At 37.9% G+C, this 26,030-nt stretch carries 25 protein-coding genes and 1 pseudogene; 15 read left to right on the top strand and 11 right to left on the bottom strand.

The annotated features are described in order from the left end of the window. Positions 1–137 precede the first annotated feature (137 nt). The 4 genes from JHD79_RS08830 to JHD79_RS08815 all read right to left on the bottom strand — a co-directional run bounded on the left by JHD79_RS08830 (position 138) and on the right by JHD79_RS08815 (position 2,440). On the bottom strand, positions 138–440 hold the full coding sequence (locus JHD79_RS08830; protein WP_199118863.1) for an RNA-binding protein: 303 nt from the start codon (positions 438–440) through the stop codon (positions 138–140). A gap of 111 nt (positions 441–551) precedes the next feature. Next, positions 552–1,256: a DUF421 domain-containing protein gene (locus JHD79_RS08825; protein WP_199118862.1), complete on the bottom strand. Its 705-nt coding sequence runs from the start codon at positions 1,254–1,256 to the stop codon at positions 552–554. A 128-nt stretch (positions 1,257–1,384) separates the two neighbouring features. After that, complete coding sequence (locus tag JHD79_RS08820; protein ID WP_199118861.1) at positions 1,385–1,537, bottom strand: hypothetical protein; 153 nt, start codon at positions 1,535–1,537, stop codon at positions 1,385–1,387. Positions 1,538–1,669: 132 nt separating this feature from the next. After that, the gene (locus JHD79_RS08815) at positions 1,670–2,440 is read right to left on the bottom strand and encodes a queuosine precursor transporter (RefSeq protein ID WP_199118860.1); all 771 of its coding nucleotides are present in this window, start codon (positions 2,438–2,440) and stop codon (positions 1,670–1,672) included. Between the two features lie 110 nt (positions 2,441–2,550). Between JHD79_RS08815 and JHD79_RS08810 the strand changes: the two genes are divergently transcribed. From JHD79_RS08810 to JHD79_RS08775, 8 genes are all read left to right on the top strand, one after another. Beyond that, complete coding sequence (locus JHD79_RS08810) at positions 2,551–3,735, top strand: multidrug effflux MFS transporter (protein WP_199118859.1); 1,185 nt, start codon at positions 2,551–2,553, stop codon at positions 3,733–3,735. A gap of 49 nt (positions 3,736–3,784) precedes the next feature. Further along, complete coding sequence (locus tag JHD79_RS08805; protein ID WP_199118858.1) at positions 3,785–4,930, top strand: methionine aminotransferase; 1,146 nt, start codon at positions 3,785–3,787, stop codon at positions 4,928–4,930. 22 nt (positions 4,931–4,952) lie between these two features. Further along, on the top strand, positions 4,953–5,753 hold the full coding sequence (locus JHD79_RS08800; RefSeq protein WP_233164616.1) for a nitrilase family protein: 801 nt from the start codon (positions 4,953–4,955) through the stop codon (positions 5,751–5,753). Between the two features lie 10 nt (positions 5,754–5,763). After that, a complete protein-coding gene (locus JHD79_RS08795) occupies positions 5,764–6,780 on the top strand; it encodes a N(4)-(beta-N-acetylglucosaminyl)-L-asparaginase (RefSeq protein ID WP_199118857.1) in 1,017 nt (338 codons plus the stop codon). Further along, the gene (locus JHD79_RS08790) at positions 6,780–7,520 is read left to right on the top strand and encodes a copper homeostasis protein CutC (RefSeq protein ID WP_199118856.1); all 741 of its coding nucleotides are present in this window, start codon (positions 6,780–6,782) and stop codon (positions 7,518–7,520) included. The genes JHD79_RS08795 and JHD79_RS08790 overlap by 1 nt, the downstream gene beginning before the upstream one ends. Continuing rightward, complete coding sequence (locus JHD79_RS08785; RefSeq protein ID WP_199118855.1) at positions 7,517–7,948, top strand: hypothetical protein; 432 nt, start codon at positions 7,517–7,519, stop codon at positions 7,946–7,948. Before JHD79_RS08790 ends, JHD79_RS08785 begins: the two co-directional genes overlap by 4 nt. Before the next feature lie 246 nt (positions 7,949–8,194). Further along, positions 8,195–9,982 carry a translation elongation factor 4 gene (gene lepA / locus JHD79_RS08780; RefSeq protein WP_199118854.1) on the top strand — a complete coding sequence of 596 codons (1,788 nt, stop codon included), beginning with the start codon at positions 8,195–8,197 and terminating at the stop codon, positions 9,980–9,982. Positions 9,983–10,063: 81 nt separating this feature from the next. Then, on the top strand, positions 10,064–10,942 hold the full coding sequence (locus tag JHD79_RS08775) for a bifunctional 5,10-methylenetetrahydrofolate dehydrogenase/5,10-methenyltetrahydrofolate cyclohydrolase (RefSeq protein WP_199118853.1): 879 nt from the start codon (positions 10,064–10,066) through the stop codon (positions 10,940–10,942). A gap of 96 nt (positions 10,943–11,038) precedes the next feature. Here JHD79_RS08775 and JHD79_RS08770 read toward each other — a convergent pair whose 3' ends face one another. After that, on the bottom strand, positions 11,039–11,392 hold the full coding sequence (locus JHD79_RS08770) for a Rieske (2Fe-2S) protein (protein WP_199118852.1): 354 nt from the start codon (positions 11,390–11,392) through the stop codon (positions 11,039–11,041). 46 nt (positions 11,393–11,438) lie between these two features. Between JHD79_RS08770 and JHD79_RS08765 the strand changes: the two genes are divergently transcribed. The 3 genes and pseudogenes from JHD79_RS08765 (at position 11,439) to JHD79_RS23130 (ending at position 14,459) form a co-directional block, all read left to right on the top strand. Beyond that, positions 11,439–12,062, top strand: coding sequence for a 7-carboxy-7-deazaguanine synthase QueE (locus JHD79_RS08765; protein ID WP_199118851.1), 624 nt, complete (start codon positions 11,439–11,441; stop codon positions 12,060–12,062). Positions 12,063–12,146: 84 nt separating this feature from the next. Continuing rightward, positions 12,147–14,036: an OmpA family protein gene (locus JHD79_RS08760; protein ID WP_199118850.1), complete on the top strand. Its 1,890-nt coding sequence runs from the start codon at positions 12,147–12,149 to the stop codon at positions 14,034–14,036. Then, positions 14,015–14,459 (top strand): annotated as a pseudogene (locus JHD79_RS23130) (DUF6526 family protein). Before JHD79_RS08760 ends, JHD79_RS23130 begins: the two are co-directional and overlap by 22 nt. Before the next feature lie 149 nt (positions 14,460–14,608). Here the strand turns inward: JHD79_RS23130 and kdsA are convergent. Both kdsA and recQ read right to left on the bottom strand, forming a co-directional pair. After that, on the bottom strand, positions 14,609–15,421 hold the full coding sequence (gene kdsA, locus JHD79_RS08750) for a 3-deoxy-8-phosphooctulonate synthase (RefSeq protein ID WP_199118848.1): 813 nt from the start codon (positions 15,419–15,421) through the stop codon (positions 14,609–14,611). A 120-nt stretch (positions 15,422–15,541) separates the two neighbouring features. Continuing rightward, on the bottom strand, positions 15,542–17,731 hold the full coding sequence (recQ, locus tag JHD79_RS08745) for a DNA helicase RecQ (RefSeq protein WP_199118847.1): 2,190 nt from the start codon (positions 17,729–17,731) through the stop codon (positions 15,542–15,544). 87 nt (positions 17,732–17,818) lie between these two features. Between recQ and JHD79_RS08740 the strand changes: the two genes are divergently transcribed. Both JHD79_RS08740 and JHD79_RS08735 read left to right on the top strand, forming a co-directional pair. After that, a complete protein-coding gene (locus JHD79_RS08740) occupies positions 17,819–18,784 on the top strand; it encodes an SIS domain-containing protein (RefSeq protein ID WP_199118846.1) in 966 nt (321 codons plus the stop codon). Between the two features lie 21 nt (positions 18,785–18,805). Continuing rightward, a complete protein-coding gene (locus JHD79_RS08735) occupies positions 18,806–19,897 on the top strand; it encodes a mannose-1-phosphate guanylyltransferase (RefSeq protein ID WP_199118845.1) in 1,092 nt (363 codons plus the stop codon). Positions 19,898–19,909: 12 nt separating this feature from the next. On the opposite strand, the gene rlmB is transcribed toward JHD79_RS08735, so the two are convergent. Next, entirely contained in the window at positions 19,910–20,677 is a 768-nt protein-coding gene (gene rlmB / locus JHD79_RS08730) for a 23S rRNA (guanosine(2251)-2'-O)-methyltransferase RlmB (protein ID WP_199118873.1), read from the bottom strand. Between the two features lie 190 nt (positions 20,678–20,867). On the opposite strand from rlmB, the gene dnaB reads away from it, so the two are divergent. Next, entirely contained in the window at positions 20,868–22,427 is a 1,560-nt protein-coding gene (dnaB, locus tag JHD79_RS08725; protein ID WP_199118844.1) for a replicative DNA helicase, read from the top strand. Positions 22,428–22,727: 300 nt separating this feature from the next. Here the strand turns inward: dnaB and JHD79_RS08720 are convergent, their stop codons facing one another. Genes JHD79_RS08720 through JHD79_RS08710 form a run of 3 tightly spaced genes read right to left on the bottom strand, consistent with a single transcriptional unit; the run spans position 22,728 to position 25,044 of the window. Beyond that, complete coding sequence (locus JHD79_RS08720; RefSeq protein ID WP_199118843.1) at positions 22,728–23,468, bottom strand: TIGR00730 family Rossman fold protein; 741 nt, start codon at positions 23,466–23,468, stop codon at positions 22,728–22,730. A 15-nt stretch (positions 23,469–23,483) separates the two neighbouring features. Further along, positions 23,484–24,683: a chromate efflux transporter gene (gene chrA / locus JHD79_RS08715; protein ID WP_199118842.1), complete on the bottom strand. Its 1,200-nt coding sequence runs from the start codon at positions 24,681–24,683 to the stop codon at positions 23,484–23,486. Positions 24,684–24,708: 25 nt separating this feature from the next. Further along, on the bottom strand, positions 24,709–25,044 hold the full coding sequence (locus tag JHD79_RS08710; protein ID WP_199118841.1) for a lipopolysaccharide assembly protein LapB: 336 nt from the start codon (positions 25,042–25,044) through the stop codon (positions 24,709–24,711). 182 nt (positions 25,045–25,226) lie between these two features. Between JHD79_RS08710 and JHD79_RS08705 the strand changes: the two genes are divergently transcribed. Next, positions 25,227–25,964, top strand: a complete 738-nt coding sequence (locus JHD79_RS08705; RefSeq protein WP_199118840.1) for an electron transfer flavoprotein subunit beta/FixA family protein — start codon at positions 25,227–25,229, stop codon at positions 25,962–25,964. Positions 25,965–26,030 lie beyond the last annotated feature (66 nt).

Here is a 26,030-nt window from a genome sequence, read left to right as displayed (position 1 = left end):
AACTTTAACATTTCTAATTTAAATAAAAACGGGGTCAATATCGATTTGTAGAGGGGTTAATTACATCAAACCAAAAAGAAAGGGCAAAAAATGTAATTATTTTACATTTTTTGCCCTAAATAAACTTAAGCTATTTATTAAAAATTGCGTGTTTTGTTATTTTTTTTGAAACCTCCGGTATTGGAATTTCCTGTTGCTGGTTTATCTTGTGCTTCTACTACCTTGATGCGATGGCCATTATAATCGCCGCCATTCATCCTTTTGATAGCTTCTTTTGCCTCTTCGGCATTTGGCATTTCTACAAAACCAAAACCTCTGCTCTCACCAGTATCACGATCTCTAATGATCTTTAGGGACTTTACCTGCCCAAAATCTCCAAAAACAGCTGTCAATTCTTCTTCCCCAACTGTCAAAGGAAATCCTGTAATAAATATTTTCATTAAAAAACTATAATTTATACAAATATACGTAAAAATTAGCTTTATTTTGTTATCTAAAGGCAATAATACCTCTTACAAGTAATTGGCTATCAATTGCCATTAAAATGGCTTCTAAGAAATCCTTAAGGTATTGATAGACTTTACCCACTCTTCTTTTTTACAAACTTCACAAATCGCTTTCTTTACAGGTCCAATTAAAGTCGTATGGCCACAGAAACTACAGGAATAAAAATCTTCATGTGTTATTTCCCTAATCTTGTGGGCGAACAAGGCCGGTAAGATGGGCAAGCCATATTTTATTTCTTTATTTGGATAGTAAAAAATGCTGATACTGCCTGATATTTCCAATATGGCCAACTGAACTTGGCCCAAATGTGATACATTTTTTAGGCGAAGCTCTGAAAAGAACTCATCTTGAGCCAATGCTTCTTTTTTAAAATTAGCTACGGCAAATTTTCCATTCGTTATTAAACAGGTACACTCGCCCTCCAATAACCTTTCTACACGCTTATTTTTGTTCACCAAGTAAGCAGTTGCTTTGTAAGCTGCTATTACGACCACAAATACAGCTACCGCAGATAATATACCCACTTCTTTATAAAACATGGGATCACCGGCAGCTGAGCCTAAACTTATAATGACCACCAGTTCAAATATCGAAAGTTGTTTTACCCCTCTTTTGCCCAAAATACGCAGACCCAGTAATACAATAAGGTACATCATCAACGTGCGTACCATAACTTCTGGAATAAATTTCCATTCCTCTACGCCAATCAGTAATTTTTCTACTTCCTTCAGAATAGATGTTAGAGCCATTTTGGATTTTTAGTTATAAAACATACATTCCAAAATTTTGTTTAGGGTAAGCCGCTTAATTACATTTCTTCAAACTGCTTCAATAATGTTTTATTCGCCCTATTTTTCCATGCGGTAATTAACAATGTCTATAGATCTGTAGGCTCTACCCTATCTAAATTGATCAACATATATTTATAATTCTGGTAATGTGGAGTGATAAAAAAAGTATAAGGATCTTTCATCATCCATTTTCCCCTTTCCTGCGTATAGATCGCCAAATTCTCACCATCTTCTTTCAAGCGGGCAAAAAATATATTTGTTCACATAAAAAGCGGGCGTATCGAAACATAGCTTTTCATTCACACCGGGCAATGATAAGACTATGCTTCTTATAAAAGTTAGGGCCAAAAGTATTTTTTTTCAATTATCAGTTAGCCTCTTGCAGCCATCTTAATCATTCTATGTGCCATTTCCTTGCCTAAAAACTTGTCAATTATGCCATGTACTACATAAAGAATAGGGGTCATGGCTAAGGCCAATATAAATTTATAGATATAACCAACCAATCCAATAGCTGCTACCATTTGCCAGCTCCAATGATAACTTGGGTTCAAGTAAAAAGCAATAAAAATGACCACAAAGCTATCGATGAGCTGCGATACCAAGGTAGAGCCTGTTGCCCTGAGCCAAAGGGCTTTTTCACCTGTAATTTTTTTAATCCGATGAAAAATAAGTACGTCTGCCATTTGTCCAATTATAAAAGCAGTAATAGACCCTACAATAATCCACATACCCTGGCCAAATATAACATCAAAAGCCATGGGCATATTCAATTGCTGTCCGCCCACTTCTTGCACCAACCAAAAATCTGCTGGCTGTAATTTAATGGCCATTCCCACCACCAAAAAACAAAAAGCGATCAATATGGCGGTAAGTATAGAAAGAAACCTTACTTGCTTCACACCAAAATATTCATTGATGATATCTGTCATAATAAATATGATTGGCCAAGTTAAAACCCCCGCAGACATATTAAATGATAAATTGGGCACACCGAATAGATTAATATCAAATTTTTTAAGGCCTAATGTACCTTCAACTGTAAAAATCTTAACCCCAATAAATTCAGCTATAATTGCATTAGCGACAAAAAAAGTTCCTAGAATAAGAAACAACCTGCTTTCCTTAGTTTTAAAAGTCATATGCTCTAAAATTACAATTATTTTAATGTGAAAATAATTTATAATCATACATTTTTACAAATGCTAGACTACGCTTTAGTTCAAATTATCCATCTTTGCAGCCTTCTAATATGTCAAAAGTAAAACCATTCTTCCTTATCATCATACTGGGATCGCTGGCTGCATTAGGTCCCTTTTCCATTGATATGTATCTGCCAGGGTTTAAAGCCATAGCCAACGATTTAAATACTACCGCAGGTAAAGTGTCCTTATCTCTTTCCAGTTTTTTTATTGGAATTTCGGCAGGACAATTACTTTATGGACCGCTTTTGGATAAATATGGACGTAAAAAACCATTATATTTTGGGTTAGTGCTTTATATCTTATCATGCTTAGGCTGTTTATTGGTAACTAACGTTGAACAATTGATCCTGCTGAGGTTTGTACAAGCTATTGGAAGTTGTGCAACTGCTGTTGCTTCTGTTGCCATGGTAAGAGATCTTTTCTCTGTTAAAGAAAGTGCCAAAGTTTTTGCTTCCCTAATGTTGGTGATTGCAGTTTCCCCTATGTTGGCGCCCACTGCTGGAGGTTATTTGATCGCCGCTTTCGGATGGCCTTCGGTCTTCCTTTTCCTCGGGGTAATGGCCTTTTTTATGCTTTTGGCCGTTAAATACAAACTTCCCGAAAGCTATGTTCCCAATCCTGATTATTCTTTAAAACCAAAACCAATTATCAGCAACTTCCTGGTGGTCTTAAAAGAACCCTATTTTATTATTTTTGCAGCCATAGGCGCTTTAACATTTAGTGGCCTATTTGCCTATGTTTCTTCGTCCCCTATTGTTTTCATGGACCTTTTTAAAGTAAGTGAAACCACTTATGGCTGGATATTCGCCCTGCTTTCTGTAGTTTTCATTGGGTTAAGCCAAGTAAACACCTTACTCTTAAGATGGTATAACAGTAAACCCATTATTTTATATGCGCTCATAGCCCAATCTCTATTTAGTCTCGTTTTTCTAATTTTTGCGCTGAACAATTGGCTCAATCTATATAGTATGATAGGCTTTATTGCTTTGTTTCTAGGTTGTTTGGGATTGATCAATCCTAATGCCTCAGCTTTGGCGCTCTCTCCTTTTCAAAAAAATGCTGGCAGTGCTTCAGCGTTAATGGGTGCATTACAAATGGGGTTAGGAGCAATCGCAGCAGCTTTGATCAGCATTTTCAATAGTGATCAGCTTTGGCCAATGCCCACCATTATGACCATAGCTTCGTTATTGGCACTGGTCTTTTTGCTATTTGGCTATCGCAAAATAAAATAACTGCCAAATAGCAATTTCAATTAACTGATTATTATTACTTTCGTAATAAATGATACTTATTAATTCTAAACTGCCCACTATTGGCACTACCATTTTTACGGTAATGTCTAAACTAGCCCAAGAGCATAACGCCATTAACCTTTCCCAAGGTTTTCCAGATTACGAGGCCGATCCAAAGCTAGTTGAAGCGGTAGCCCAAGCCATGAAAACTGGCAACAATCAATATGCCCCCATGCCCGGTCATCAGCAGCTGAGGGAATTGATCGCTGAAAAAACAGAAAGATTTTATCATACAAAATACAATCCAGATACTGAAATAACAATTACAGCCGGAGGTACGCAGGCTATTTTCACAGCCATTACCGCATTCATCAACGCTGGCGATGAAGTGATTGTCTTTGAACCAGCCTATGATTGTTATGCACCTGCCATTAAACTATTGGGTGGACTGGTGAAACCTTTCGAGCTACAAGCACCCGACTATAAAATTGATTGGGAAATGGTAAAAAAACTTTTTACCGCGAACACCAAGATGATCATCATTAATTCTCCCCATAATCCAACAGGAAGTATTTTTGGAAAAGATGACATAGAAGCTTTAATAAAGATCACCAAAAATACCGATGTAATGATCTTAAGTGATGAGGTATATGAACATATTATTTTTGATGGATCGCAGCACCATAGCATAGCTTTATATCCTGAATTAGCAGAAAGAAGTTTTATCATTGCCTCATTTGGTAAGCTATTACACACTACGGGCTGGAAATTGGGCTATTGCCTAGCCCCCTCAAAATTGATGTCGGAATTCAGAAAGGTACACCAATTTAATGTTTTTAGCGTTAATACTCCTATGCAGGTAGGCATTGCCAATTATCTTAAAACAACAGATGTATACAAAAAGTTGCCTATCTTTTTTCAAGAGAAAAGAGATCATTTTAGACGACTACTTAGTGAAACGAAATTTGAGCTATTGCCTTGTAGAGGCTCTTATTTTCAGTGCGTAAGCTATAAAAACATCAGCAATGAAAAAGATGTTGATTTTGCACAGAATTTAATAAAAAAATTAGGTGTAGCCAGTATCCCTGTTTCTGCTTTCTATACCAAAAACATAGACCATAAAATATTACGTTTTTGCTTTGCCAAAGAAAAAAGCACTTTGGAAAAAGCCGTTGAAAAGTTAATGAAATTATAAAGAACCATTTAATAGTTCGCTCATGGAACCACATTACCTTAATATACAGAACTTAAAGATCACTGTTTTCCAAGCTTATCTTTTTTGGGAAAATATAGATAAGAACCTACAAAATATTGGATTGCGACTTTCGGCTGGTGTACGCGAAAAAACAGATCTGATCGTGCTCCCTGAAATGTTCAATACGGGTTTCACCATGAAGGCTGCTGAATTGGCCGAAACCATGGAAGGTAAAACCATGCAATGGATCAAAAAAACGGCTATCACCTACGATTGTGTGGTTACCGGAAGCCTGATCATAAAGGAAGATGGGAAATTCTACAACAGGATGATATGGATGTTGCCCAATGGAGCATATCAATATTACGACAAGCACCATCTTTTTGGGCTTGGAGAAGAAGATAAACACTTTACAGCAGGAAAAGCACCTTTGATTGTTGAATTAAAGGGATGGAAAATTAGATTGGCCATTTGCTATGACCTTCGTTTTCCGGTATGGTTAAGAAATCAAAATGCAGCATACGATATCTTATTACTGGTAGCCAGTTGGCCAGATAAACGTTCTTCGCATTGGCGTACGTTAATACACGCCAGGGCCATAGAAAATCAAAGCTATGTGGTTGCCGTTAACCGTGTAGGACATGATGGCAACCAAGTCTATCACAGTGGGCACTCCATGTGCATAGACCCTTTGGGCAATACCGTTTATTATAAACCTGAAGACGAGGATCTATATACTTTCAGCATCAATTATACCGATCTCGAAAAAATCAGAAGACAATTTCCATTTCTAAAAGATGCCGATGATTTTAAGATCATCTAAATCCTCTAATATGCTTAACAGAAGAAGGTTCATAAAAACAACGGCATTGTCCACTGGTATTATTGTGCTGAACAGCAAATGTACTTTGAGTGGGAAATCTCCCAATAAACCTATCGTGATCTCTACCTGGGATTTTGGGGTAGCTGCAAATGCCGATGCATGGAAAGTCTTAAATCGCAATGGTAATGCTCTTGACGCGGTTGAACAAGGTGTTAAAGTAGCCGAAGCCGATATCAAAAATCAATCGGTAGGCTATGGAGGCCTACCTGATAGGGACGGTATTGTAACGCTCGATGCCAGTATTATGGATCATTTGGGCAATTGTGGCGCCGTACTCGCCCTAGAGCAGATCAAGCATCCCATCTCAGTAGCCAGGCTGGTAATGGAAAAAACACCTCATGTAATGCTTGCTGGAAATGGTGCATTACAATTTGCCCTAGAACAGGGCTTCAAAAAAGAAAACCTACTTACCGAGAAAAGTAAAAAAGATTGGGAAATATGGCTAAAAACTGCAAAATATGAACCAGTAAGCAATATAGAGAATAAGCTATATGACCAAGCTGCTCCTGAAATGCTGCCCGGAAACCAATATAATCATGATACCATCGGAATGCTTGCCCTAGATAGCAGTGGCAATATGGCAGGGGCCTGCACCACAAGTGGTATGGCCTATAAATTACATGGCCGTGTCGGAGACAGTCCAATTATTGGCGCTGGGCTATATGTTGACAATGAGATTGGTGGTGCTACGTCTACCGGTGTTGGAGAAGAAGTAGTGAGAAATGTGGGTTCTTTTTTGGTTGTTGAACTGATGCGCCAGGGCTACAGCCCGGAGGAAGCCTGCAAAGAAGCGGTAATGAGAATTATCCATAAGAAAAACAAAAGCACAAAAAAACTACAGGTGGGTTTTCTAGCCCTCAATAAAAACGGAGAATATGGTGCTTATGCCATCCAAAAAGGTTTCTCCTATGCCATTTGCGATAGTAAAAAGCAGGATTTGATCTTAAAGGGAAAGAGCTATTACTAATGCTTACACTAGAAATCTGTGCCAACTCGATCGAATCTGCCAAGGCTGCCGCCAATGGCGGTGCCTCTAGGATTGAACTTTGTAACAATTTGGCCGAAGGCGGAACCACGCCCAGCTATGGACAGATAAAATGGTGCCTAGATCATCTTAAATTAGAAACATGGCCTCTAATTAGACCCAGAGGGGGTGATTTTCTCTATAGCGAATCAGAATTTGAAAGCATGCTGATTGATATCCATATGGCAAAACAACTCGGCTGTGATGGACTGGTAACTGGTCTGCTAAATTACGATGGGTCTATTGATAAAGATAGGTGTAGGCAGGTCATTGACACAGCCCACCCTTTACCCGTAGCTTTTCACCGGGCCTTTGACATGAGCCATAACCTCAATGTGGCATTAGAGGCAATTATTGAGCTTGGATTTGTTAGAATCCTAACTTCTGGAGGTAAAGAAAATGTTGATGTTGGAGCGACCAACATTTCAAAATTGGTTGAACAAGCAAATGGAAGAATAGAAATCATGCCCGGCGGTGGGATAAACACAAATAACATTTTAGCTATTGCCACTCAAACCCAAGCCAAAAGTTTTCACACCACCGCAAGGGAACTTGTCAAAAGCCAAATGTCATTTATCAATGAAGCAAGTAAAATGGGAAAAGCTACCGATGAATATAGCATAGAACAAAGCTCAACAAGCATAGTTAAACATTTGGTTGATCTCTTAAATCGCCATCAATGAAAACCATAAGATTAACCTTAGTCCTTTTGCTTTTTGGTCAATTGCCCATGGCACAAGAAACAAAGCAACCTATACCTTCATTTATGAAAGGTAATTTTGCTGATGATTACGATATAAAATATTCCATTAACGACACGCTTTGGACACAACACCCAAACATCAACTATCATATTATAAAATGGAATATAGAGGAGCAATACCTGATTGCAAAAAATGACAGTAAAAATAAGGCTGATGCGAATAAATACACCAGAATAGATTTTATGACCTTCGAAGATATGCCTCCATGGTTATGGGGATTTTGCCTTACGGCCTATAAAGCGAATACAGATGAAGAGGCCGAGAAAACAGCCGCTTCCGATAGGAAAAACCCAAGAAAAGGCTGTAATGGCTATCCTTTTTCAAGAATGAAAGGTATTGTGCCATAAATAGTAGCCATGGCTTCTATCAAATAAACCAGCTTGCAGTGGTTATCCTTTTTGATGCCTTGATCTTAAATAAGATTCTAGGTTTTAAAGCCTATAAGTTTATACAATACCAACTCCTCAAAAAGATAAAAATGGAAAGCTGGGCTTCCGATAGATCGCACGCCCCATATTTGCTTTTCAAAATGTTAAACATAAGCCCTTTAAAGGTCACTTAAATTTGCCTAAAAAGGTTATCTTTGCACAAAGATGAAGAATATACGTAATTTCTGCATAATTGCACATATAGACCACGGCAAGAGTACTTTGGCCGATCGCTTATTAGAATATACCAATACCATTTCTCAACGAGAGGCACAAGCACAATTGTTAGATAATATGGACCTGGAACGTGAACGTGGAATCACGATTAAAAGCCATGCCATACAAATGAATTACAAAGTTGACGGCGAAGAATATGTCTTCAACTTAATTGATACACCCGGGCACGTTGACTTCTCTTACGAAGTTTCTCGTTCCATAGCTGCCTGTGAAGGTGCACTACTTATTGTTGATGCTTCTCAAGGCATACAGGCACAAACCATTTCTAACCTTTATTTGGCACTAGAACATGACCTGGAAATTATTCCTATTCTAAACAAAATGGACTTACCTGGTGCCATGCCAGAGGAAGTAAAGGACCAGATCATAGACCTGATTGGCTGTAAAAGAGAAGAGATTATTCCTGCTTCTGGTAAAACAGGCATGGGCATCTCCGATATCCTACAAGCTATTGTAGACAGGGTTCCAGCCCCCGTTGGAAATCCAGATGGAGAACTACAGGCATTGATTTTCGATTCGGTTTTCAACTCGTTTAGAGGTATTATTGCTTATTACAAAGTAGTCAATGGTCAAATCAAAAAAGGCGATAAGGTAAAATTCATTAATACCGGCAAACAATACCTTGCAGATGAAGTAGGCATTTTGAAGCTGGACATGTCGCCACGCAGTGTAGTGAAAACAGGTGATGTAGGCTATATTATTTCTGGCATCAAAGAGGCGCGAGAGGTTAAAGTTGGTGATACCATTACTACCGTTGATAGGCCTGCAGCCGATGCCATACAAGGTTTCGAAGAAGTAAAACCCATGGTTTTTGCCGGAATTTATCCTGTAGATACCGAAGATTTTGAAGAGCTGCGCGAGGCCATGCATAAATTGCAGCTTAATGATGCTTCTATTGTTTTCGAACCTGAAAGTTCTGCTGCCTTAGGCTTTGGTTTCCGTTGTGGTTTCTTGGGAATGCTACACATGGAAATTATACAAGAACGTTTGGAACGCGAATTTGACATGACCGTAATTACTACGGTACCAAACGTATCGTATATTGCCTATACTACAAAAGGAGCTGAAATTATTGTAAACAATCCTTCTGATCTACCTGACCCGAGCAAACTCGATTCGGTTGAAGAACCTTTCATTAAAGCCAATATCATTACCAAAGCAGAGTTTGTAGGACCTGTAATGTCGTTATGTATACAAAAAAGGGGGATTATTGTTAACCAATCTTACCTCACCTCCGATCGTGTAGAATTGGTGTTCGAAATGCCAATGGGCGAAATAGTATTCGACTTCTACGACAAGCTCAAAACGATATCCAAAGGTTATGCCTCATTTGATTACCATCAAGTGGGTTACCGCAAATCTGATCTGGTACGTTTAGACATGCTTTTAAATGATGAGCCGGTTGATGCTTTATCTTCTTTAATCCATCGCAGCAATGCCTATGATTTTGGAAAAAAAATCTGTGAAAAACTAAAGGAACTTATTCCTCGCCAACAATTCGAGATTAAAATACAAGCTTCTATTGGAGCCAAAGTTATTGCCCGCGAAACATTGAGCGCCTTACGTAAAGATGTAACGGCCAAATGTTATGGTGGAGATATTTCCCGTAAGCGTAAATTATTGGAAAAACAGAAAAAAGGTAAAAAACGGATGCGCCAGGTAGGAAATGTAGAAATACCACAATCTGCATTCATGGCAGTTTTAAAATTAGATTAATTAGTATCAAGATTTGAGGATCTAGTAGCAAGACTTATTGCCATCTCGATACTCGATACTTGCTACCAGATACTTTATAAAATGCAATTATTAGACGGAAAATACGTATCGGAAAAAGTTAAGGTTCAAATTGCTGAAGAAGCTGCCGATTTCTTAAAAGAAACGGGCAGAAAACCACATTTAGTAGCCATTTTAGTGGGGAACGATGGTGGTAGCGAAACTTATGTAGCCAGCAAGATGAAAAACTGCGAAAAAGTAGGCTTTAAATCTTCTTTATATCGTTACGATGAAACGGTTAGTGAACAAGAACTGCTTGAAAAAATTGAAGAGATAAATGCTGATGCTGACGTAGATGGCCTAATTGTTCAATTACCGCTACCCAAGCATATAGATCCTGAGAAAGTAACCGAAGCTATAGACCCTAAGAAAGATGTAGATGGTTTTCATCCCATTAACCTGGGCAGGATGATGCGTAATCTTCCTTGTTACATTCCGGCAACTCCCTATGGCATCTTACTCATGTTACAGGAATATCATATAGACACTACCGGAATGCATTGTGTAGTGGTTGGACGTAGTAATATTGTGGGTAGCCCCATGAGCATCTTAATGGCCCGTAATGCTAATCCCGGCAATTGTACGGTGACTTTAACGCACAGTAAAACCAAGGACCTTAAAGACCAAGTTTTGCAGGCAGACATTATTATTGCCGCAATTGGCAAAAAGAATTTTATTACTGCCGATATGGTAAAACCTGGAGCTATTGTTGTTGATGTGGGCATCAATAGAGAAGTTTCCACCACTACAAAATCTGGTTATAAATTATATGGGGATGTCGATTTCGAAAACGTAGCTGAAAAATCTTCTTATATCACACCCGTACCAGGTGGCGTTGGCCTAATGACTATTGTTGGGCTGCTAAAAAACACTTTGGCTTCAGCAAGAAAAGAAATCTATTGATATTTACGAGTTGTTAAAAATATTTCATATGAGCTGCTGTATTTATAAATACAGCAGCTTTTTTTGGCAATGGAATTTTAGGAAGAATTTCTCAATTTACGCAAGCAGTAAATGCAACTTAAAAAATCTTTGCCATAAACTTTCCTTAAAACCTACATACAATCCATCGTCCCTCAGCTCAACAGGGTAAATATTAATATAATCACCTTGTCCTTCTGCTCCTCTCCCATTTTCCAGGTTATATTCATAACGGTGAATTGGACAAACAATATGCCCATTCTTACACCAACCACTACTTAAATTTCCACCTGCATGTGGGCAAGTGTTCTGTGTAGCATATAACTTTTGTTGATGATTTATAACGCATATTTTCTTCCCGTTAGCCTTAACCTGAAGCACAAAATCAGTTGGCAACACCTCTTGTTTTGACAAAACCTTTACCCAAATCATATTATATGGTTTATTGAATGCTTATATTTGCACACTAATTTACAAAATGGCACATCAAATACCAGAAGACGGTACCTTACTTCCTTTAATGGAAGAGTTTTACACGATACAGGGCGAAGGATATAATACGGGCAAGGCGGCTTATTTCATCCGTCTAGGTGGCTGTGACGTAGGTTGTCATTGGTGCGATGTAAAAGAAAGCTGGGATGCCGAATTACATCCACTCACCCAAGTAGATGATATTGTGGCAAAAGCAACTACTTTTCCTGGCAAGGCCGTAGTGGTAACCGGTGGCGAACCTTTAATCTATAATTTAGACTATCTGACCAAAAAACTACAGGAACAGCAGATCCTTACTTTCATAGAAACTTCTGGTGCCTACCCGTTATCAGGTTCTTGGGATTGGATCTGTTTATCACCAAAGAAATTTAAGGAACCAAGACCCGATATTGCCCCATTCGCTAATGAACTAAAAGTGATTGTATTTAATAAAAGTGATTTTGAATGGGCGGAAAGATATGCCGAAATGGTAGGCGAAAACTGTAAGCTTTACCTTCAGCCCGAATGGTCAAAAGCCAGTACGGTTACTCCGTTAATTGTAGATTATGTAATGGCCAATCCTAAATGGGAAATTTCATTACAAACCCATAAATTCCTTAATATTCCTTAGTTTTTTGATTAATTGGTTAATTGCTAATTGTTTGTAACTTGCTTAGCTAAATTTCTATAAATCATGGATTTTTACTTTAGATGTATGCGTAGTTGCTTTTTATTGATCCTTCTTTTTTGTGCCAATCTAGTTTATGGACAATCTTTGGTAAAAAAAGCACAAAGTAGTTATGATGATGCCCAGCAATTCGTTAGACAGAATATTTTTGACGAAGCACTTAAAAACCTCAACCTTGCTGTTACGCTCGACCCTAAATTTCAAAAGGCCTATTTACAATTAGGTGATATCTACAGAAGGTTAAGAATTATAGATAAGGCTAAAGAAAATTACAGAAAGGCCATTGCCGCTGCCCCAGTAGAAGATTTTAGCCTGTATTATACTTTGGCAGAGACCGAATTACAGACTGGAGATTATGAACAGGCTAAACGAAATTTTGAGCTTTTTCTTCAAAAGAATGTTAATGTAGATAAAAAATACATCGACAAAGCGCATAAATACATCAATGATTGTAATTTCTCTCTCGTGGCCATTAAAAATCCCGTTCCGTATGAGCCCTTTAATATGGGCTATTATATCAATAGTGAATACAGGGACTATTTCCCTGCGCTAACTGCCGATGGACAAACGATCATTTTTACCAGAAATATAAAAGGAAATGAAGATTTCTATACTTCAACCAAAAAAAATAATGAATGGCAGAAAGCTGTTCCTTTAAGTGATAATATCAATACGCCTAATTATAATGAAGGGGCACAATCTATATCTCCAGATGGCAGATACCTCTTCTTTACCGGATGTAACCGACCTGATGGTTTAGGCAGATGCGACATCTATGTTTGTAAAAAAGAGGGCAATGATTGGAGCAAGCCCCTCAACCTGGGCGACAAAGTGAACTCTGAAAACTGGGAATCACAACCCTCTATCAGCCCAGATGGCAGTACATTATATTTTTTGAGCAATAGGCCTGGTGGATATGGTGGTTACGACATATGGAAATCTTCACTTGACGATGATGGGCACTGGGCAGCCCCTGTAAATTTGGGACCCAATGTAAATACGCCCTATGATGAAGCTGCTCCATTTATACATGCTGATGGAAAAACACTTTATTTTTCTTCTGATGGTTGGCCTGGATTAGGTAATAAAGATATTTTTTACAGTCGCTTGCAAGAAGATGGCACTTTCTCAAAAGCTGTTAATTTAGGCTACCCCATCAATACCTTTAATGACGAATTTGGTTTCATTGTAAGTGCCGATGGCAAAGAAGGCTTATTCTCCTCAGATTTAAAAGGTGGTTTTGGTGATGTAGATATTTATCGTTTTAAGCTTCCTGAAGCCTTAAAACCCCTTCCAGTTACCTATGTAAAAGGTATCATCAAGGACAAAGAAACTAAAGAAACGCTGGAAGCCTCGGTGCTGATTATTAATTTAAATAAGCAAGAAGCTGCCTATAATGAATATACCGATAAAGCTACAGGTGATTTTATGGCTGTGATGCCCACCGATGAAAAGTATTCATTCAATGTGATGGCCAATGGCTATATGTTATATTCCAAACACTTCGACATTAAAAATTCAGATGCCAATAAGCCATTGGAATTTGAAATATTGCTAGATAAAATAAACGTAGGCAGTAATGTGATGCTGAACAATGTATTTTTTGATACCAACAAATACGAACTTTTACCTGCCTCTCTCATAGAACTCAATTTATTAACTGAACTGATAAAGAGCAATCCTAATATCGTTATTGAAATTCAGGGACACACCGATGATGTAGGCGATGTAAAAGCCAACCAAAAACTATCTGAAAACCGTGCAAAGGCAGTTTATGATTTTTTGATTAAAAATGGCATAGAAAGTAAACAATTAACTTTCAAAGGTTATGGAGAAAGTAAGCCTAAGTTTAACAATACCACCGAAGAAGGAAGACAACTGAACAGAAGAACAGAATTTATCATTACCAAAGTCTAAAAAAATGGGATAAAAATTATAAAAACCACAAAAGGTATAGTATTCCCTTCCATTTTATTATTTTACCTCTTATCTTAATCGGTTTGGCAATAGCCATCATTAATTTCACACATTATTCAGATGTAATGTATGGCTTAATGTGCCTTGTATTTTTACTCATCGGGGGTAGCTGCTGCATTTGCCCGTTATTTTGCTTTAGGCGTACAAGATAGGATAGCCAGAACTGAAGAGAGATTACGTTATTACACTCTTACCGGAAAAACCTTACCAAGTAATTCAAAAATGGGACAAATATTAGCACTTCGCCTTGCCAGTGACGATGAATTTATTTCCCTAGTCGAAAGGAAGATAAAAGAACAGCTATTGCCAAATGAAATAAAAAAAGTCGTAATAAACTGGATAGCCGACTATTATAGGATTTAGTTGTTTATGTATTGCCTATCCTTTTCTTTGTCCCTTAATTGATTTTCAAGAAGGCGTACAAAAATATCTTTCCTTTGCGAGCTCCAATTCACTTGGTTACCATAGACAAGTGAATTAGAGACTTAAGGCCAACATTGACACTCCTTAAATTAGATTACCGCCTGCCTAATTCTGACCAATTTGGTCAATAGTTCTTCTAGCAATGCTAAATTCAACATATTGGCTCCATCAGATTTTGCATTTGCCGGATCTGGATGTGTTTCTATGAATAAACCATCAGCACCCACCGCAATAGCAGCTTTGGCAATGGTAGTGATCAATTCTGGTTTACCTCCAGTTACTCCGCTACTTTGGTTTGGTTGCTGCAGGGAGTGGGTACAGTCCATAACTACAGGTACGCCGAAACTTTGCATTTCTGGTAACCCCCTATAATCTACTATTAAGTCTTGGTATCCAAATGTATTTCCCCTATCCGTTAAAATCACCTTATCATTCCCAGCGTCCTTTATCTTATCTACGGCAAATTTCATGGAACCTGCAGAAAGAAATTGGCCTTTTTTTACATTTACCACTTTATCTGTCTCTGCAGCTGCAATTAACAAATCGGTCTGGCGACATAAAAATGCAGGGATCTGAAGTACATCTACATAAGCAGCTGCCATAGCCGCCTCCTTACTTTCATGAATATCAGTAACGGTAGGCACGTTAAATTCTTTTCCTACCTTCTCCAAAATCTTCAATGCCTTCTCATCTCCTATTCCTGTGAAGGAACTTCCCTTACTTCTGTTTGCTTTACGGTAGGAGCCCTTAAAAATATAAGGGATATTCAGTTTATCGGTTATACTTACAATTTTCTCTGCTATGCGCAAGGCAATGTCTTCTCCCTCAATAGCACATGGCCCCGCCATTAAAAAAAAATTATCCGTATCTGTATGTTTTAATTTATCTAAGTAGTTTATCATGTTTAATATAGAGTATCAGTATTTTAATATCAAGTATCAAGATGTGAGCATAAGGATGCGAGTATCAAAACTTAAAGAGCAGGATGTGGAGATAATAAATACTAGCTCCACAATCTGTAATTAATTTCCAAGTTCAGACATAAATTTAATACGCATCAATTGTATTTCTTCTCTTGTGTAGTCCGCTTCTCCCAATTCTCTTAAAGCTTCATCAATAGAATCAGAATCTGCAGATCGGAAATAATCAAATACTTCATCTTGCCTATCTTCGTCAATGGTCTCGTCCACGTAATAGGTCAGATTAAGTTTAGTGCCAGAGTTTACAATGGCTTCCACTTCTTTAAGGATATCGAAATAGGTGATGCCTTTTGACCTGGCAATATCTTCTAGACCAATCTGTCTATCTATATTCTGAATAATGGAAACTTTTAATGCCGATTTATTAGCCTGAGTTTTGATTACCATATCTACCGGACGATCAATGTCATTATCTTCGACATATTTTTTGATCAGTTCGATAAAAGGTCCTCCAAACTTCAATGCTTTGCCATGCCCAACCCCTGATATCTGTTTCAGTTCATCATTCGTGATTGGATAATGCGTACACATTTCCTCTAAAGAAGGATCTTGGAAGACCACAAATGGAGGAACGTTTTTTTGTTTTGCAATTTTCTTCCTGAGTTCCTTTAACAGTTGTAACAACTGTGTATCCAAGGCCCCTGTTCCTTGTTTAACATCTTCCTCATCGTCATCATTTACCGTTTCAACAATTTCATTCAAGATGAACTTAAGGTTATATGGGCTCTCAATAAAATCCCGACCTATCTTGGTCAGTTTAAGCAGGCCGTAATTATCAATATCCTTTGCCAAAAAGTTATTTAAAATTGCTTGTCTTAATAACGATTTCCACAAAATTTCGCCATCTGTTTTACCTGAACCAAACTCTACCAATTTATTTTGCTCATAAGCAATGGTTTGGGCTGTTTCATGGCCCATGAAAATATTCAGCAGGTGGCTATCATCAAATTTTTCGCCGGTAGACTCTATTAGTTTTAATAAGGTTAATAGGTATGGTTCCGCTTCAAACTGTTGTTTTGGCTTTTTACAATTATCACACATGCAGTTACAGCCTGTTTCGTTAAAATTCTCTCCGAAATAGTGTAATATTTGCTTTCTTCTACAAACTGATGATTCGGCGTAATCGATTACCTCTTTAAGAATTTGGGTACCAATCTCACGTTCAGAAACAGGCTTGTCTTTCATGAATTTAGCCAGCTTATCTACATCTTTTTGCGCATAAAAGGCAATACAAACCCCTTCTCCTCCATCTCGGCCAGCCCTTCCAGTTTCCTGATAATAGCCTTCCATACTCTTTGGTATATCATGATGAATAACAAAGCGCACATCTGGTTTATCTATCCCCATTCCAAATGCAATTGTGGCTACAATCACCCCTACATCCTCCATCAAGAATTTATCCTGTGTATCGGCCCTCACTTTAGGCTCCAAACCTGCGTGATAAGGCAAAGCCTTTATGCCGTTAATGTTTAAGGCATCAGCCACCTCTTCGACTTTCTTCCTACTTAAACAATAAATAATTCCAGATTTCCCTGGATTATATTTAATATACTTGATAATTTCTTTGGTAATATTACGCTTAGGTCTAATCTCATAAAACAGATTAGGTCGATTAAATGACGACTTAAACAATGTAGCATCCGTCATTTGTAAATTTTTGATAATGTCTTGTTGTACCTTGGGCGTAGCAGTAGCCGTTAGCGCAATAATTGGAATACCATTTCCCAAATTAGCAATTACCTGTCTGATCTTACGGTATTCTGGTCTGAAATCATGTCCCCATTCAGAAATACAATGTGCCTCATCGACGGCAACAAAAGAGATCTTCAATAACCTCAAAAATTCGACGTTCTCTTGTTTGGCCAATGATTCAGGTGCTACATAAAGTAATTTGGTATGTCCATCCAATAAATCGGTCTTCACCTGATTGATTTCCGATTTGTTTAATGATGAGTTTAAAAAATGGGCTATACTATCACTTCCTCCAAACGCCCTGATCTGATCAACCTGATTTTTCATCAGGGCAATTAATGGTGATATGACAATAGCAGTTCCTTCACTCATTAAAGCAGGCAGCTGGTAGCAGATCGATTTACCTCCACCTGTTGGCATGATTACAAAAGTATTTTTGCCCTCTAAAATATTGGTTATGATTGATTCTTGATCACCCTTAAAATTATCGAATCCGAAGAAAGTTTGCAGGTTATCAAATAAAGACTTTTTAACGTCCATTTTTTGTATTGAATATTGTGTGCTATTATTGTTCAAAATAACATAATTTTGCAGTAATTAAAGTATTAATTTACTAATAAATTCTCTTTGGAAAGTAAAAAATCAATAATTGATTCGGCAATTTCTACTTTTAAGCTAGAATCCGAAGCTATACTCAAACTCATTGACCATCTCAATAATGATTTTATTGACGCTGTAAACATGATTTTAAGCAGCAATGGCCGAGTTATCGTAACCGGAATTGGCAAAAGTGCCATCATTGCGCAAAAGATAGTGGCTACCTTCAATTCGACAGGAACACCCGCCATATTTATGCATGCTGCCGATGCTGTACATGGAGATTTGGGCATGATACAAAAAGATGATATAGTACTATGTCTGTCTAAAAGCGGTAATACGCCCGAAATTAAATTATTAGCTCCCCTACTTAAATTATCGGGCAATAAATTAATTGGAATGCTGGGCAATGTCAAATCTGATCTGGCCAAACAGGCAGATTTAATACTAAACACCAGCGTTGAAAAAGAGGCCTGCCCACATAATCTTGCCCCAACCACCAGTACCACAGCCCAATTAGCCATGGGCGATGCTTTAGCCATATGCTTGTTGGAAGCCAGAAAGTTTGAATCTACCGATTTTGCAAAGTATCATCCCGGAGGGGCCCTTGGAAAACGCCTTTACCTAAAAGCAGGAGATCTGGCTGCTAAAAATGAAAAGCCCAAGGTATCTCTACAGGCACCAGTAAAAGATATTATTATTGAGATCAGCAAAAATCGCCTGGGTGCTGTTGTGGTCATAGAAAATGACAAAATTCTAGGTATCATAACCGATGGGGACATCAGAAGAATGCTGGAGAACCATACCAACATCGAAAATATCAAAGCGGTTGATCTAATGAATAAAGCTCCTAAAACAATTGACAAAGACGAGCTGGCCCTACTTGCATTAGAAATTATTAAAAAAAACAACATTACCCAGATTTTGGTTACTAAAGAGAACCAATATTATGGTTTGATCCATCTACATGACCTTTTACAAGAAGGTATAGTTTAAAACTTTATATTTGCTGTAAGTATGGATAAGAATAAATATGCATTGATTATGGCCGGCGGTGTTGGCAGCCGTTTTTGGCCAGTAAGCAGAACCGAATTCCCTAAACAATTCATCGATTTTTTTGGTATTGGAAAAACACTTATACAAAGCACCTATGAAAGGTTCTTGAAAATATGTCCTCCTGAAAATATTTTCATTGTGACCAATGAAATATATACCAATCTGGTTAAAGAACAATTGGCAGGTATTTCTGAACAACAGATATTAGCCGAGCCCATGATGCGCAACACTGCTCCTTGCATTGCCTATGGTTCAATGAAGATAGCAGAAATTAACCCGAATGCTGTCATCGTAGTCGCGCCCTCTGACCATACCATTGCCAATCAGGCCGCATTTATCGAAGCCATTGAGCAATCCATTGCTTCTGCCTCAAAACATAATTGCCTAATTACCTTAGGCATCAAACCTAATAGACCCGATACAGGTTATGGCTATATACAATATATCGATGAGGTTTTAGCCGATAATAGTGAGGTACATAAAGTTAAAACCTTTACCGAAAAACCCAACTTGGAGCTGGCCAGGTCTTTCCTACAAAGCGGTGATTTTCTTTGGAATGCAGGCATCTTCATTTGGTCTGCAAAAGCCATAAACAGGGCTTTTGAAAAACACCTCCCAGATATGCATGAGCTATTTGCGGCAGGTAAGGCCATATATAATACCCTCAACGAGAAACAATTCATTTCTAATACCTATCTGCAATGCACGAATATTTCCATCGATTTTGGCATTATGGAAAAAGCCGAAAACGTATATGTTCTCCCTTCAGAATTTGGCTGGTCTGACCTAGGGACCTGGGCCTCTATTTATGAAATGGCAGAAAAGGATTATGTAGGCAATGCCGTTATTCCTTCAGAACAGGTCATGATGTATGATTCATCTAATTGCATGGTAAATGTGCCCAAAGAGAAATTGGTGATCCTACAAAACCTACATGATTACATTATAGTAGAATCAAACAATACCTTGCTTATATGCCCAAGAGCTGAAGAGCAAAATGTAAAAAATATTGTAGCAGACGTAAAAGCTAAATTTGGCGGAAAGTTTATATAACTCCGCCAAATACTAAAGGTTTCTTTGTCTTACCGCTTCGTACAAGATAACGCCAGCAGCAACAGAAACATTTAAGGATTCTATTTTTCCTGCCATTGGTATCTTGGCAAGATGATTAGCCACCCTCAATAATTCATTTGATATGCCTTCATCTTCCGAGCCCATTACTACAGCAGTAGGCAAAGTATAATCAGGTGCATAAATAAGTTCATTTGTTTTCTCTGTACAAGCCACAATCTGCAAACCACTGTCCTGTAAAAACAAACATGTTTTATGTAGGTTAGCGTGTCGACAAACCGGAATGGTGAACAGAGCACCTGCCGATGTCTTAATGGCATCAGCATTTATTTGTGCCGCGTTTTTTAAAGGCACTACAATAGCATGAACGCCAACACATGCAGCCGTTCTGGCAATGGCTCCCATATTCCTTACATCGGTTACACTATCTAAAACCAATATGAGAGGAATCTCTCCTCTTTCAAATATGGAAGGAATGAGGTCTTCTATATGCTGATAAGTAATGGGAGAAATCACCGCTATAACACCTTGATGGTTCTTTTGCGACATCCTGTTCAATTTCTCTATGGGAACAGAATTTAAAGGAATTAAAGTATCGTGCAGCAACGTTTTAAGCTCTGTAAACAAATCACCAGAAAGACCTCGCTGTAAATAAATCGTTTCTATATCCCGTCCGGCTTTAACGGCCTCAATTACAGCTCTAATGCCAAATACAAACTCGTTATTCTCTTTTATTCGCTGTGGTCTTCTAAAATTATCCATATTTTTATTTACTGCTGCAAAAGTAACCATTAAATCTATATCGCACATTAGCTTATCCACATAAAATTGTTTAGAACTTACCTCTTCTATAAAATAAGCATAAAATTTAATTAGTTTATCACTCAAGTTGTTGACAAACGTGGTAAAACTTCTTCAAAAAAAACGATCATTTTTTAGTTACTTTTGTGATATGAGTATCGATAAGGAACAACAAGGACAAGGTAAATTTTCAGTTTCAGCAAGAAAAGGCAGATTGGCAAATACCATAAGTACTGTGGACAAAATACAACCCCAGGCAACAGACCTTGAAGAAGCCGTATTAGGTGCCCTAATGCTCGAAAAAGATGCCCTATCTGCAGTTATCGATATCTTGAAACCCGAAATTTTTTATGACGAAAGACATAAGAAAATATTTGAAGGCATCCAACAGTTATTTTTGAAATCCAAACCAGTAGATATTCTAACGGTAACTTCTGAATTGCGTACAAATGGCTTCCTTGAAATGGTTGGAGGCGCATATTATATTACCCATTTAACCAACAGGGTATCTTCTGCGGCAAATATAGAGTACCATGCCCGTATTATCTCCCAAAAGTACATACAGCGTGAGCTGATCAGGATCTCTACCAATATTATTAAAAATGCCTACGAAGATACGACCGATATTTTCGACTTATTGGACATGGCCGAGAAAAGCCTGTTTGATATTGCCCAAAACAACCTGCGCCGAGATACGCAGAAAATGGATGAGATCATCAAACAATCTCTGGCCTCTTTAGAAGAACTAAGGACAAAAACCGATGGCCTTACTGGAGTTCCTTCCGGCTTTACAGATTTAGATAGGATTACTGGTGGGTGGCAAAAATCCGATTTGGTTATTATTGCAGCGAGGCCGGCCATGGGTAAAACAGCTTTCGTTTTAAGTTGTGCCCGTAATGCCGCTGTCGATTTTAGCAAGCCTGTGGTTGTTTTCTCATTAGAGATGTCATCTGTACAGCTTGTTAATCGTTTAATTTCTGGAGAAACTGAAATTGAGCAAGAAAAAATCAGAAAAGGGAATTTAGCAGAATGGGAATGGCAGCAATTACATAGTAAAATAGGCAAGCTTACCGAAGCCCCTCTTTTGATTGATGATACGCCCGCATTAAATATTTTTGAATTTAGGGCTAAATGCCGTAGGTTAAAATCACAATACGACATACAGATGATCATTATCGATTACTTGCAGTTAATGCATGGTAAAGGTGAAGGCGGTGGAAATCGTGAACAGGAAATCGGTAGTATATCAAGGGCTTTAAAATCGGTAGCTAAAGAGTTGGAAGTACCCGTTTTAGCACTTTCACAATTAAGTCGTGCAGTAGAAAGTAGACCGGGCCAAAATGGTAAAAGGCCAATGCTTTCCGATTTACGTGAGTCGGGTTCAATTGAGCAGGATGCCGATATGGTATTATTCTTATATAGACCTGAATATTACGGCATCACCGAAGACGAAAATGGCCGTTCCAATGCGGGAGTTGGTGAGGTAATCATAGGTAAAAACCGTCATGGTGAAACAGGTATTGTTCCACTGAGGTTTATTGGTAAATATGTTAAATTTGCCGATCTGGAGGATAGCTTTATGCCACAGTCCAGCTTCTCTGCAGATAATAACAGCCTAATGCCTTCCGAAAATTTTGACAGACCGGCAGGAAATATCATCATCAGGCCATCGAGTATGAACGATATGTTAGATGATGAAGCTCCTTTCTAAAAATCAAGCGTTTTAATAAAGCTTGGATTTGTTGAATTGCTTTACTGATCAATTGTTTAATTACCGAAATTCCGAGTTTGGTGATTTGTTTTATTGGGTGTAAGAAGTGAAAAGCCAGGCTTAACCATCTCTGCTAGGATCGTACGCAGGAAAACATTGGGTTGATCGTTTAACTGGTTAATTTGCGGGGAGTCCTAAGTATAAATTTCAATTTATCTGTTAATTGAATATAATTCATCTACTTTAAAATCAGTTATCGATCTTAACATTCATCCTTTTTAGATTAGTAGGAGACAAACATTAGGCAGCTTCCACTTTCTTTTCACCTAAAATCCACCATGCTTTTTTAGGTGCCTGTACTTTAACCCCAGGTGCATTATCTTTATACTTTTTGATATGGTCAACTACTTCTTCAATATCATCTGTGAACAGCAACAAATCCATATCTTCTGGACTAATGGTTCTTTCTTCCAACATTTTTTCTATATGTAGATAGATTTCTTTATGAAATTCTTTCCCCATAATCACAATAGGAAATTTTTCTACTTTTCCAGTTTGCACCAAGGTTAAGGTCTCAAAAAATTCATCCAATGTACCAAATCCACCTGGCAATACCACAAATGCATAAGAGTATTTTCTTAAGAGTTCCTTTCTTACAAAAAAGTAATCAATATTCACATAAGTATCTAAATACGGATTTTCATGTTGCTCATGAGGCAATACAATGTTACAGCCCACCGATAAACCACCGGCATCTTTAGCCCCCCTATTTGCCGCTTCCATAATACCCGGACCTCCACCGGTCATAATCGCAAAACCCAATTTTGAAATTTCATATGACACGCTACGGGCCATTTCATAATATGGATGATCTTCCTTAAACCTGGCAGAGCCAAAAACGGTTACACAAGGACCTACAAAATGGAGCTTTCTAAAGCCTTTATAAAATTGATAAATCACCCCCAATACGTATTTAAGTTCCCTAAACCTAGTTCTCGCTCCTTTTAAAAAACTAACTTCTTCTTTAACAAACTTGTTCATCTTAAAATATATGCACTAAATAATATAACCTAAGAGTACGCCCACAATGATAATCAATGCGGGACTAATCTTGGTAAAATTCAACAATAAAAACGTAGCTAACATGACCCCTAAAAAGATCCAATTTAAACCGATTGGGGATAACAACATAAAAAAGGCCGCGATAATAAAGCCAACACTAACCGCATTTATACCTGACAACGAATGTTTTATACGGGTAATCTTCTTTAGGTCGTTCCAAAAGGGAACAATAAACAACACCAATATCAAACCTGGCAAATTAATGCCCAATACCGCCAAAAAACCACCTAAAATCTGTCCGCTAATACCATAACCACCATGTTTCATTCCCAGTGTACCCAAATAACTCGTAAAAGAAAAAGTAGGTCCAGGAAGAATTTGCTGAAAGGCAAAACCAGAGATGAAATCAGACTGGCTCAAATAATGTTTCATCTGTACAAACTCAGTAAACATCATGGGCACCAGCACCTGTCCTCCCCCGAAAATAAAAATCCCGTTTCGGTAAAAGTTTTCAAAAAGCCTAATGGGTAAGCTGAAAGGTGATGTTCGATTGATCAAGGCCCCAAGCATGGCCATAAACAATAGCACTCCAATAAAATAGCCCATTTTCTTGGGGTTTATGTTGGCAAATAATCTTACCCTAAGCTCTGTTTCTTCTGTCGGCGTACCAATGGCAGAAGAAACCATCCCCCCTATTAATATGGCTAAAGGAAAAACATAAGCCTCCCTTAAGACCAGGGTGCCTACAAAAGCCCCAATGCACAAAAAAATGGAAATTTGGTTTGTCAAAACTTTTTTGCCCAGTTTAAAAGCTCCGTAGGCAACAATACCTAAAGCTATAGGATGGACATATTCTAAAACTTCGATAAATTTTTGTTTCTGATCTAATAAAGAATACCAAATGGCCGCTAAGATCATTATGGCTGCAGAAGGTAATATCCAAATCAAAAAGCTAATAATAGCCAATTTTAACCCACCTACTTTATAAGCTATACCTACCAAGGTTTGGGTAGATGCCGGCCCGGGCAGCACCTGGGCTAGTGCATTCAATTCCAATAATTCTTCTTCCGTTACAAAGTGTACATTGTTCACGAAGTAACGAAGCAGCAAAGATAAGTGCGCTTGTGCACCACCAAATGCGGTAAACGTAAAGAAAATTACATTCCGAATAAAAAAGAATTGCTTTTTAGCCATCTTTCAACTTTAACAAATAGAAAGATTAATCATCTTCATAATCTAAACCAGCAGCAGTATTATAGGCCCCCTGTAACTCGGATAGGGCATGCATATCTCTTTTTTGCCTGGCCGCATTCATTCCATTTTGATAAATGGCAATGGCCTTTTCCTTTTCCCCCAGTTTTTCATATAATTTTCCGAGATGGTAATAAGTGCCCACATAAGAGGGGTGTTCTTCTGTTAGCTTAAGGTAATATTTTAAGGCATTAGCATTATCATTTTGTACATTGTACTCAGTTGCTATAGCATAGAGTATAAAACTGTCATTTGGATCTGCTGATAAAAATTCGAATAACTTCGCCAATCGTTGGTTTTGCATTTTAAATCCCTGCTTTTTTAATTAGATTTGCAAAAAGACAATTTAAAGAACACAGTATAATTTGTCAAACAATAACGATATATTAATGGTTCATTACCATAATGACAAATGTAAACATATGAAACCATCTCGATAGTTAGTCGGGATAGCCGAACAGCCTTTAAAAATCAAATATATAAATTATGAAAATATTAGTTTGTATCAGTAACGTTCCCGACACGACCACAAAAATAACTTTTACTGGCGATAATACACAATTCAATACTGCCGGTGTACAATATATCGTCAATCCATATGATGAAATTGCACTTTCAAGAGCTATAGAACTATGCGAAGGGGGAAAAGGTACCGTAACGGTAATCAATGTAGGTGAGAGCAGTACCGAACCTACCATCAGAAAAGCCTTGGCCATTGGGGCCGACGATGCCGTTAGGATCAATGCAATACCAAGAGATGCCTACTTTGTAGCTTACCAAATTGCAGAGTATGCAAAGGCAAATGATTTCGATATTATTCTATGCGGAAGAGAATCTATAGATTATAACGGATCTCAGGTAGCCGCCATGGTAGGCGAGTTTTTAGATATCCCATCTATATCGATCATTAAAAAATTAGATTTTGATGGCACAAATGCCACCATTGAACGTGAAATTGAAGGTGGAAAAGAGGTGGTTAGTGTAAGCGGAAAATTTGTAGCCAGCTGCGCCGAAGGAACTGCCGAAGCTAAAATTCCTAATATGAGGGGCATCATGTCGGCCAGAACCAAGCCTCTACAAGTAGTAGAAGCCACTTCAATTGACCAATTGAGCAAAATCAGTAAATTTGAAACGCCCGCCCCTCGTGGATCTGTTAAACTAATACCAGCAGAGCATGCAGAAGAGCTGATTGGTTTATTGCATACAGAAGCTAAGGTAATATAAATGACCAAATATCCCTACTAAGGGTTTAATTAAACAATTAGAAACATAAAATTTAATCCCTTTATC

It is taken from the genome of Pedobacter sp. ASV28 (genome assembly GCF_016428855.1).
In the GTDB taxonomy this organism is placed as follows: Bacteria; Bacteroidota; Bacteroidia; order Sphingobacteriales; family Sphingobacteriaceae; genus Pedobacter.
Note: the sequence above shows the minus strand (reverse complement) of the source record. Positions and strands in the feature narration are given on the sequence as shown.

Excerpts from the sequence above, each read along its gene's own strand:
- JHD79_RS08830 (WP_199118863.1), bottom strand. The coding sequence starts at position 440 with ATGAAAATATTTATTACAGGATTTCCTTTGACAGTTGGGGAAGAAGAA.
- JHD79_RS08825 (WP_199118862.1), bottom strand. The coding sequence starts at position 1,256 with ATGGCTCTAACATCTATTCTGAAGGAAGTAGAAAAATTACTGATTGGC.
- JHD79_RS08815 (WP_199118860.1), bottom strand. The coding sequence starts at position 2,440 with ATGACTTTTAAAACTAAGGAAAGCAGGTTGTTTCTTATTCTAGGAACT.
- JHD79_RS08810 (WP_199118859.1), top strand. The coding sequence starts at position 2,551 with ATGTCAAAAGTAAAACCATTCTTCCTTATCATCATACTGGGATCGCTG.
- JHD79_RS08805 (WP_199118858.1), top strand. The coding sequence starts at position 3,785 with ATGATACTTATTAATTCTAAACTGCCCACTATTGGCACTACCATTTTT.
- JHD79_RS08800 (WP_233164616.1), top strand. The coding sequence starts at position 4,953 with ATGGAACCACATTACCTTAATATACAGAACTTAAAGATCACTGTTTTC.
- JHD79_RS08795 (WP_199118857.1), top strand. The coding sequence starts at position 5,764 with ATGCTTAACAGAAGAAGGTTCATAAAAACAACGGCATTGTCCACTGGT.
- JHD79_RS08790 (WP_199118856.1), top strand. The coding sequence starts at position 6,780 with ATGCTTACACTAGAAATCTGTGCCAACTCGATCGAATCTGCCAAGGCT.
- JHD79_RS08785 (WP_199118855.1), top strand. The coding sequence starts at position 7,517 with ATGAAAACCATAAGATTAACCTTAGTCCTTTTGCTTTTTGGTCAATTG.
- lepA (WP_199118854.1), top strand. The coding sequence starts at position 8,195 with ATGAAGAATATACGTAATTTCTGCATAATTGCACATATAGACCACGGC.
- JHD79_RS08775 (WP_199118853.1), top strand. The coding sequence starts at position 10,064 with ATGCAATTATTAGACGGAAAATACGTATCGGAAAAAGTTAAGGTTCAA.
- JHD79_RS08770 (WP_199118852.1), bottom strand. The coding sequence starts at position 11,392 with ATGATTTGGGTAAAGGTTTTGTCAAAACAAGAGGTGTTGCCAACTGAT.
- JHD79_RS08765 (WP_199118851.1), top strand. The coding sequence starts at position 11,439 with ATGGCACATCAAATACCAGAAGACGGTACCTTACTTCCTTTAATGGAA.
- JHD79_RS08760 (WP_199118850.1), top strand. The coding sequence starts at position 12,147 with ATGCGTAGTTGCTTTTTATTGATCCTTCTTTTTTGTGCCAATCTAGTT.
- kdsA (WP_199118848.1), bottom strand. The coding sequence starts at position 15,421 with ATGATAAACTACTTAGATAAATTAAAACATACAGATACGGATAATTTT.
- recQ (WP_199118847.1), bottom strand. The coding sequence starts at position 17,731 with ATGGACGTTAAAAAGTCTTTATTTGATAACCTGCAAACTTTCTTCGGA.
- JHD79_RS08735 (WP_199118845.1), top strand. The coding sequence starts at position 18,806 with ATGGATAAGAATAAATATGCATTGATTATGGCCGGCGGTGTTGGCAGC.
- rlmB (WP_199118873.1), bottom strand. The coding sequence starts at position 20,677 with ATGGATAATTTTAGAAGACCACAGCGAATAAAAGAGAATAACGAGTTT.
- dnaB (WP_199118844.1), top strand. The coding sequence starts at position 20,868 with ATGAGTATCGATAAGGAACAACAAGGACAAGGTAAATTTTCAGTTTCA.
- JHD79_RS08720 (WP_199118843.1), bottom strand. The coding sequence starts at position 23,468 with ATGAACAAGTTTGTTAAAGAAGAAGTTAGTTTTTTAAAAGGAGCGAGA.
- chrA (WP_199118842.1), bottom strand. The coding sequence starts at position 24,683 with ATGGCTAAAAAGCAATTCTTTTTTATTCGGAATGTAATTTTCTTTACG.
- JHD79_RS08710 (WP_199118841.1), bottom strand. The coding sequence starts at position 25,044 with ATGCAAAACCAACGATTGGCGAAGTTATTCGAATTTTTATCAGCAGAT.
- JHD79_RS08705 (WP_199118840.1), top strand. The coding sequence starts at position 25,227 with ATGAAAATATTAGTTTGTATCAGTAACGTTCCCGACACGACCACAAAA.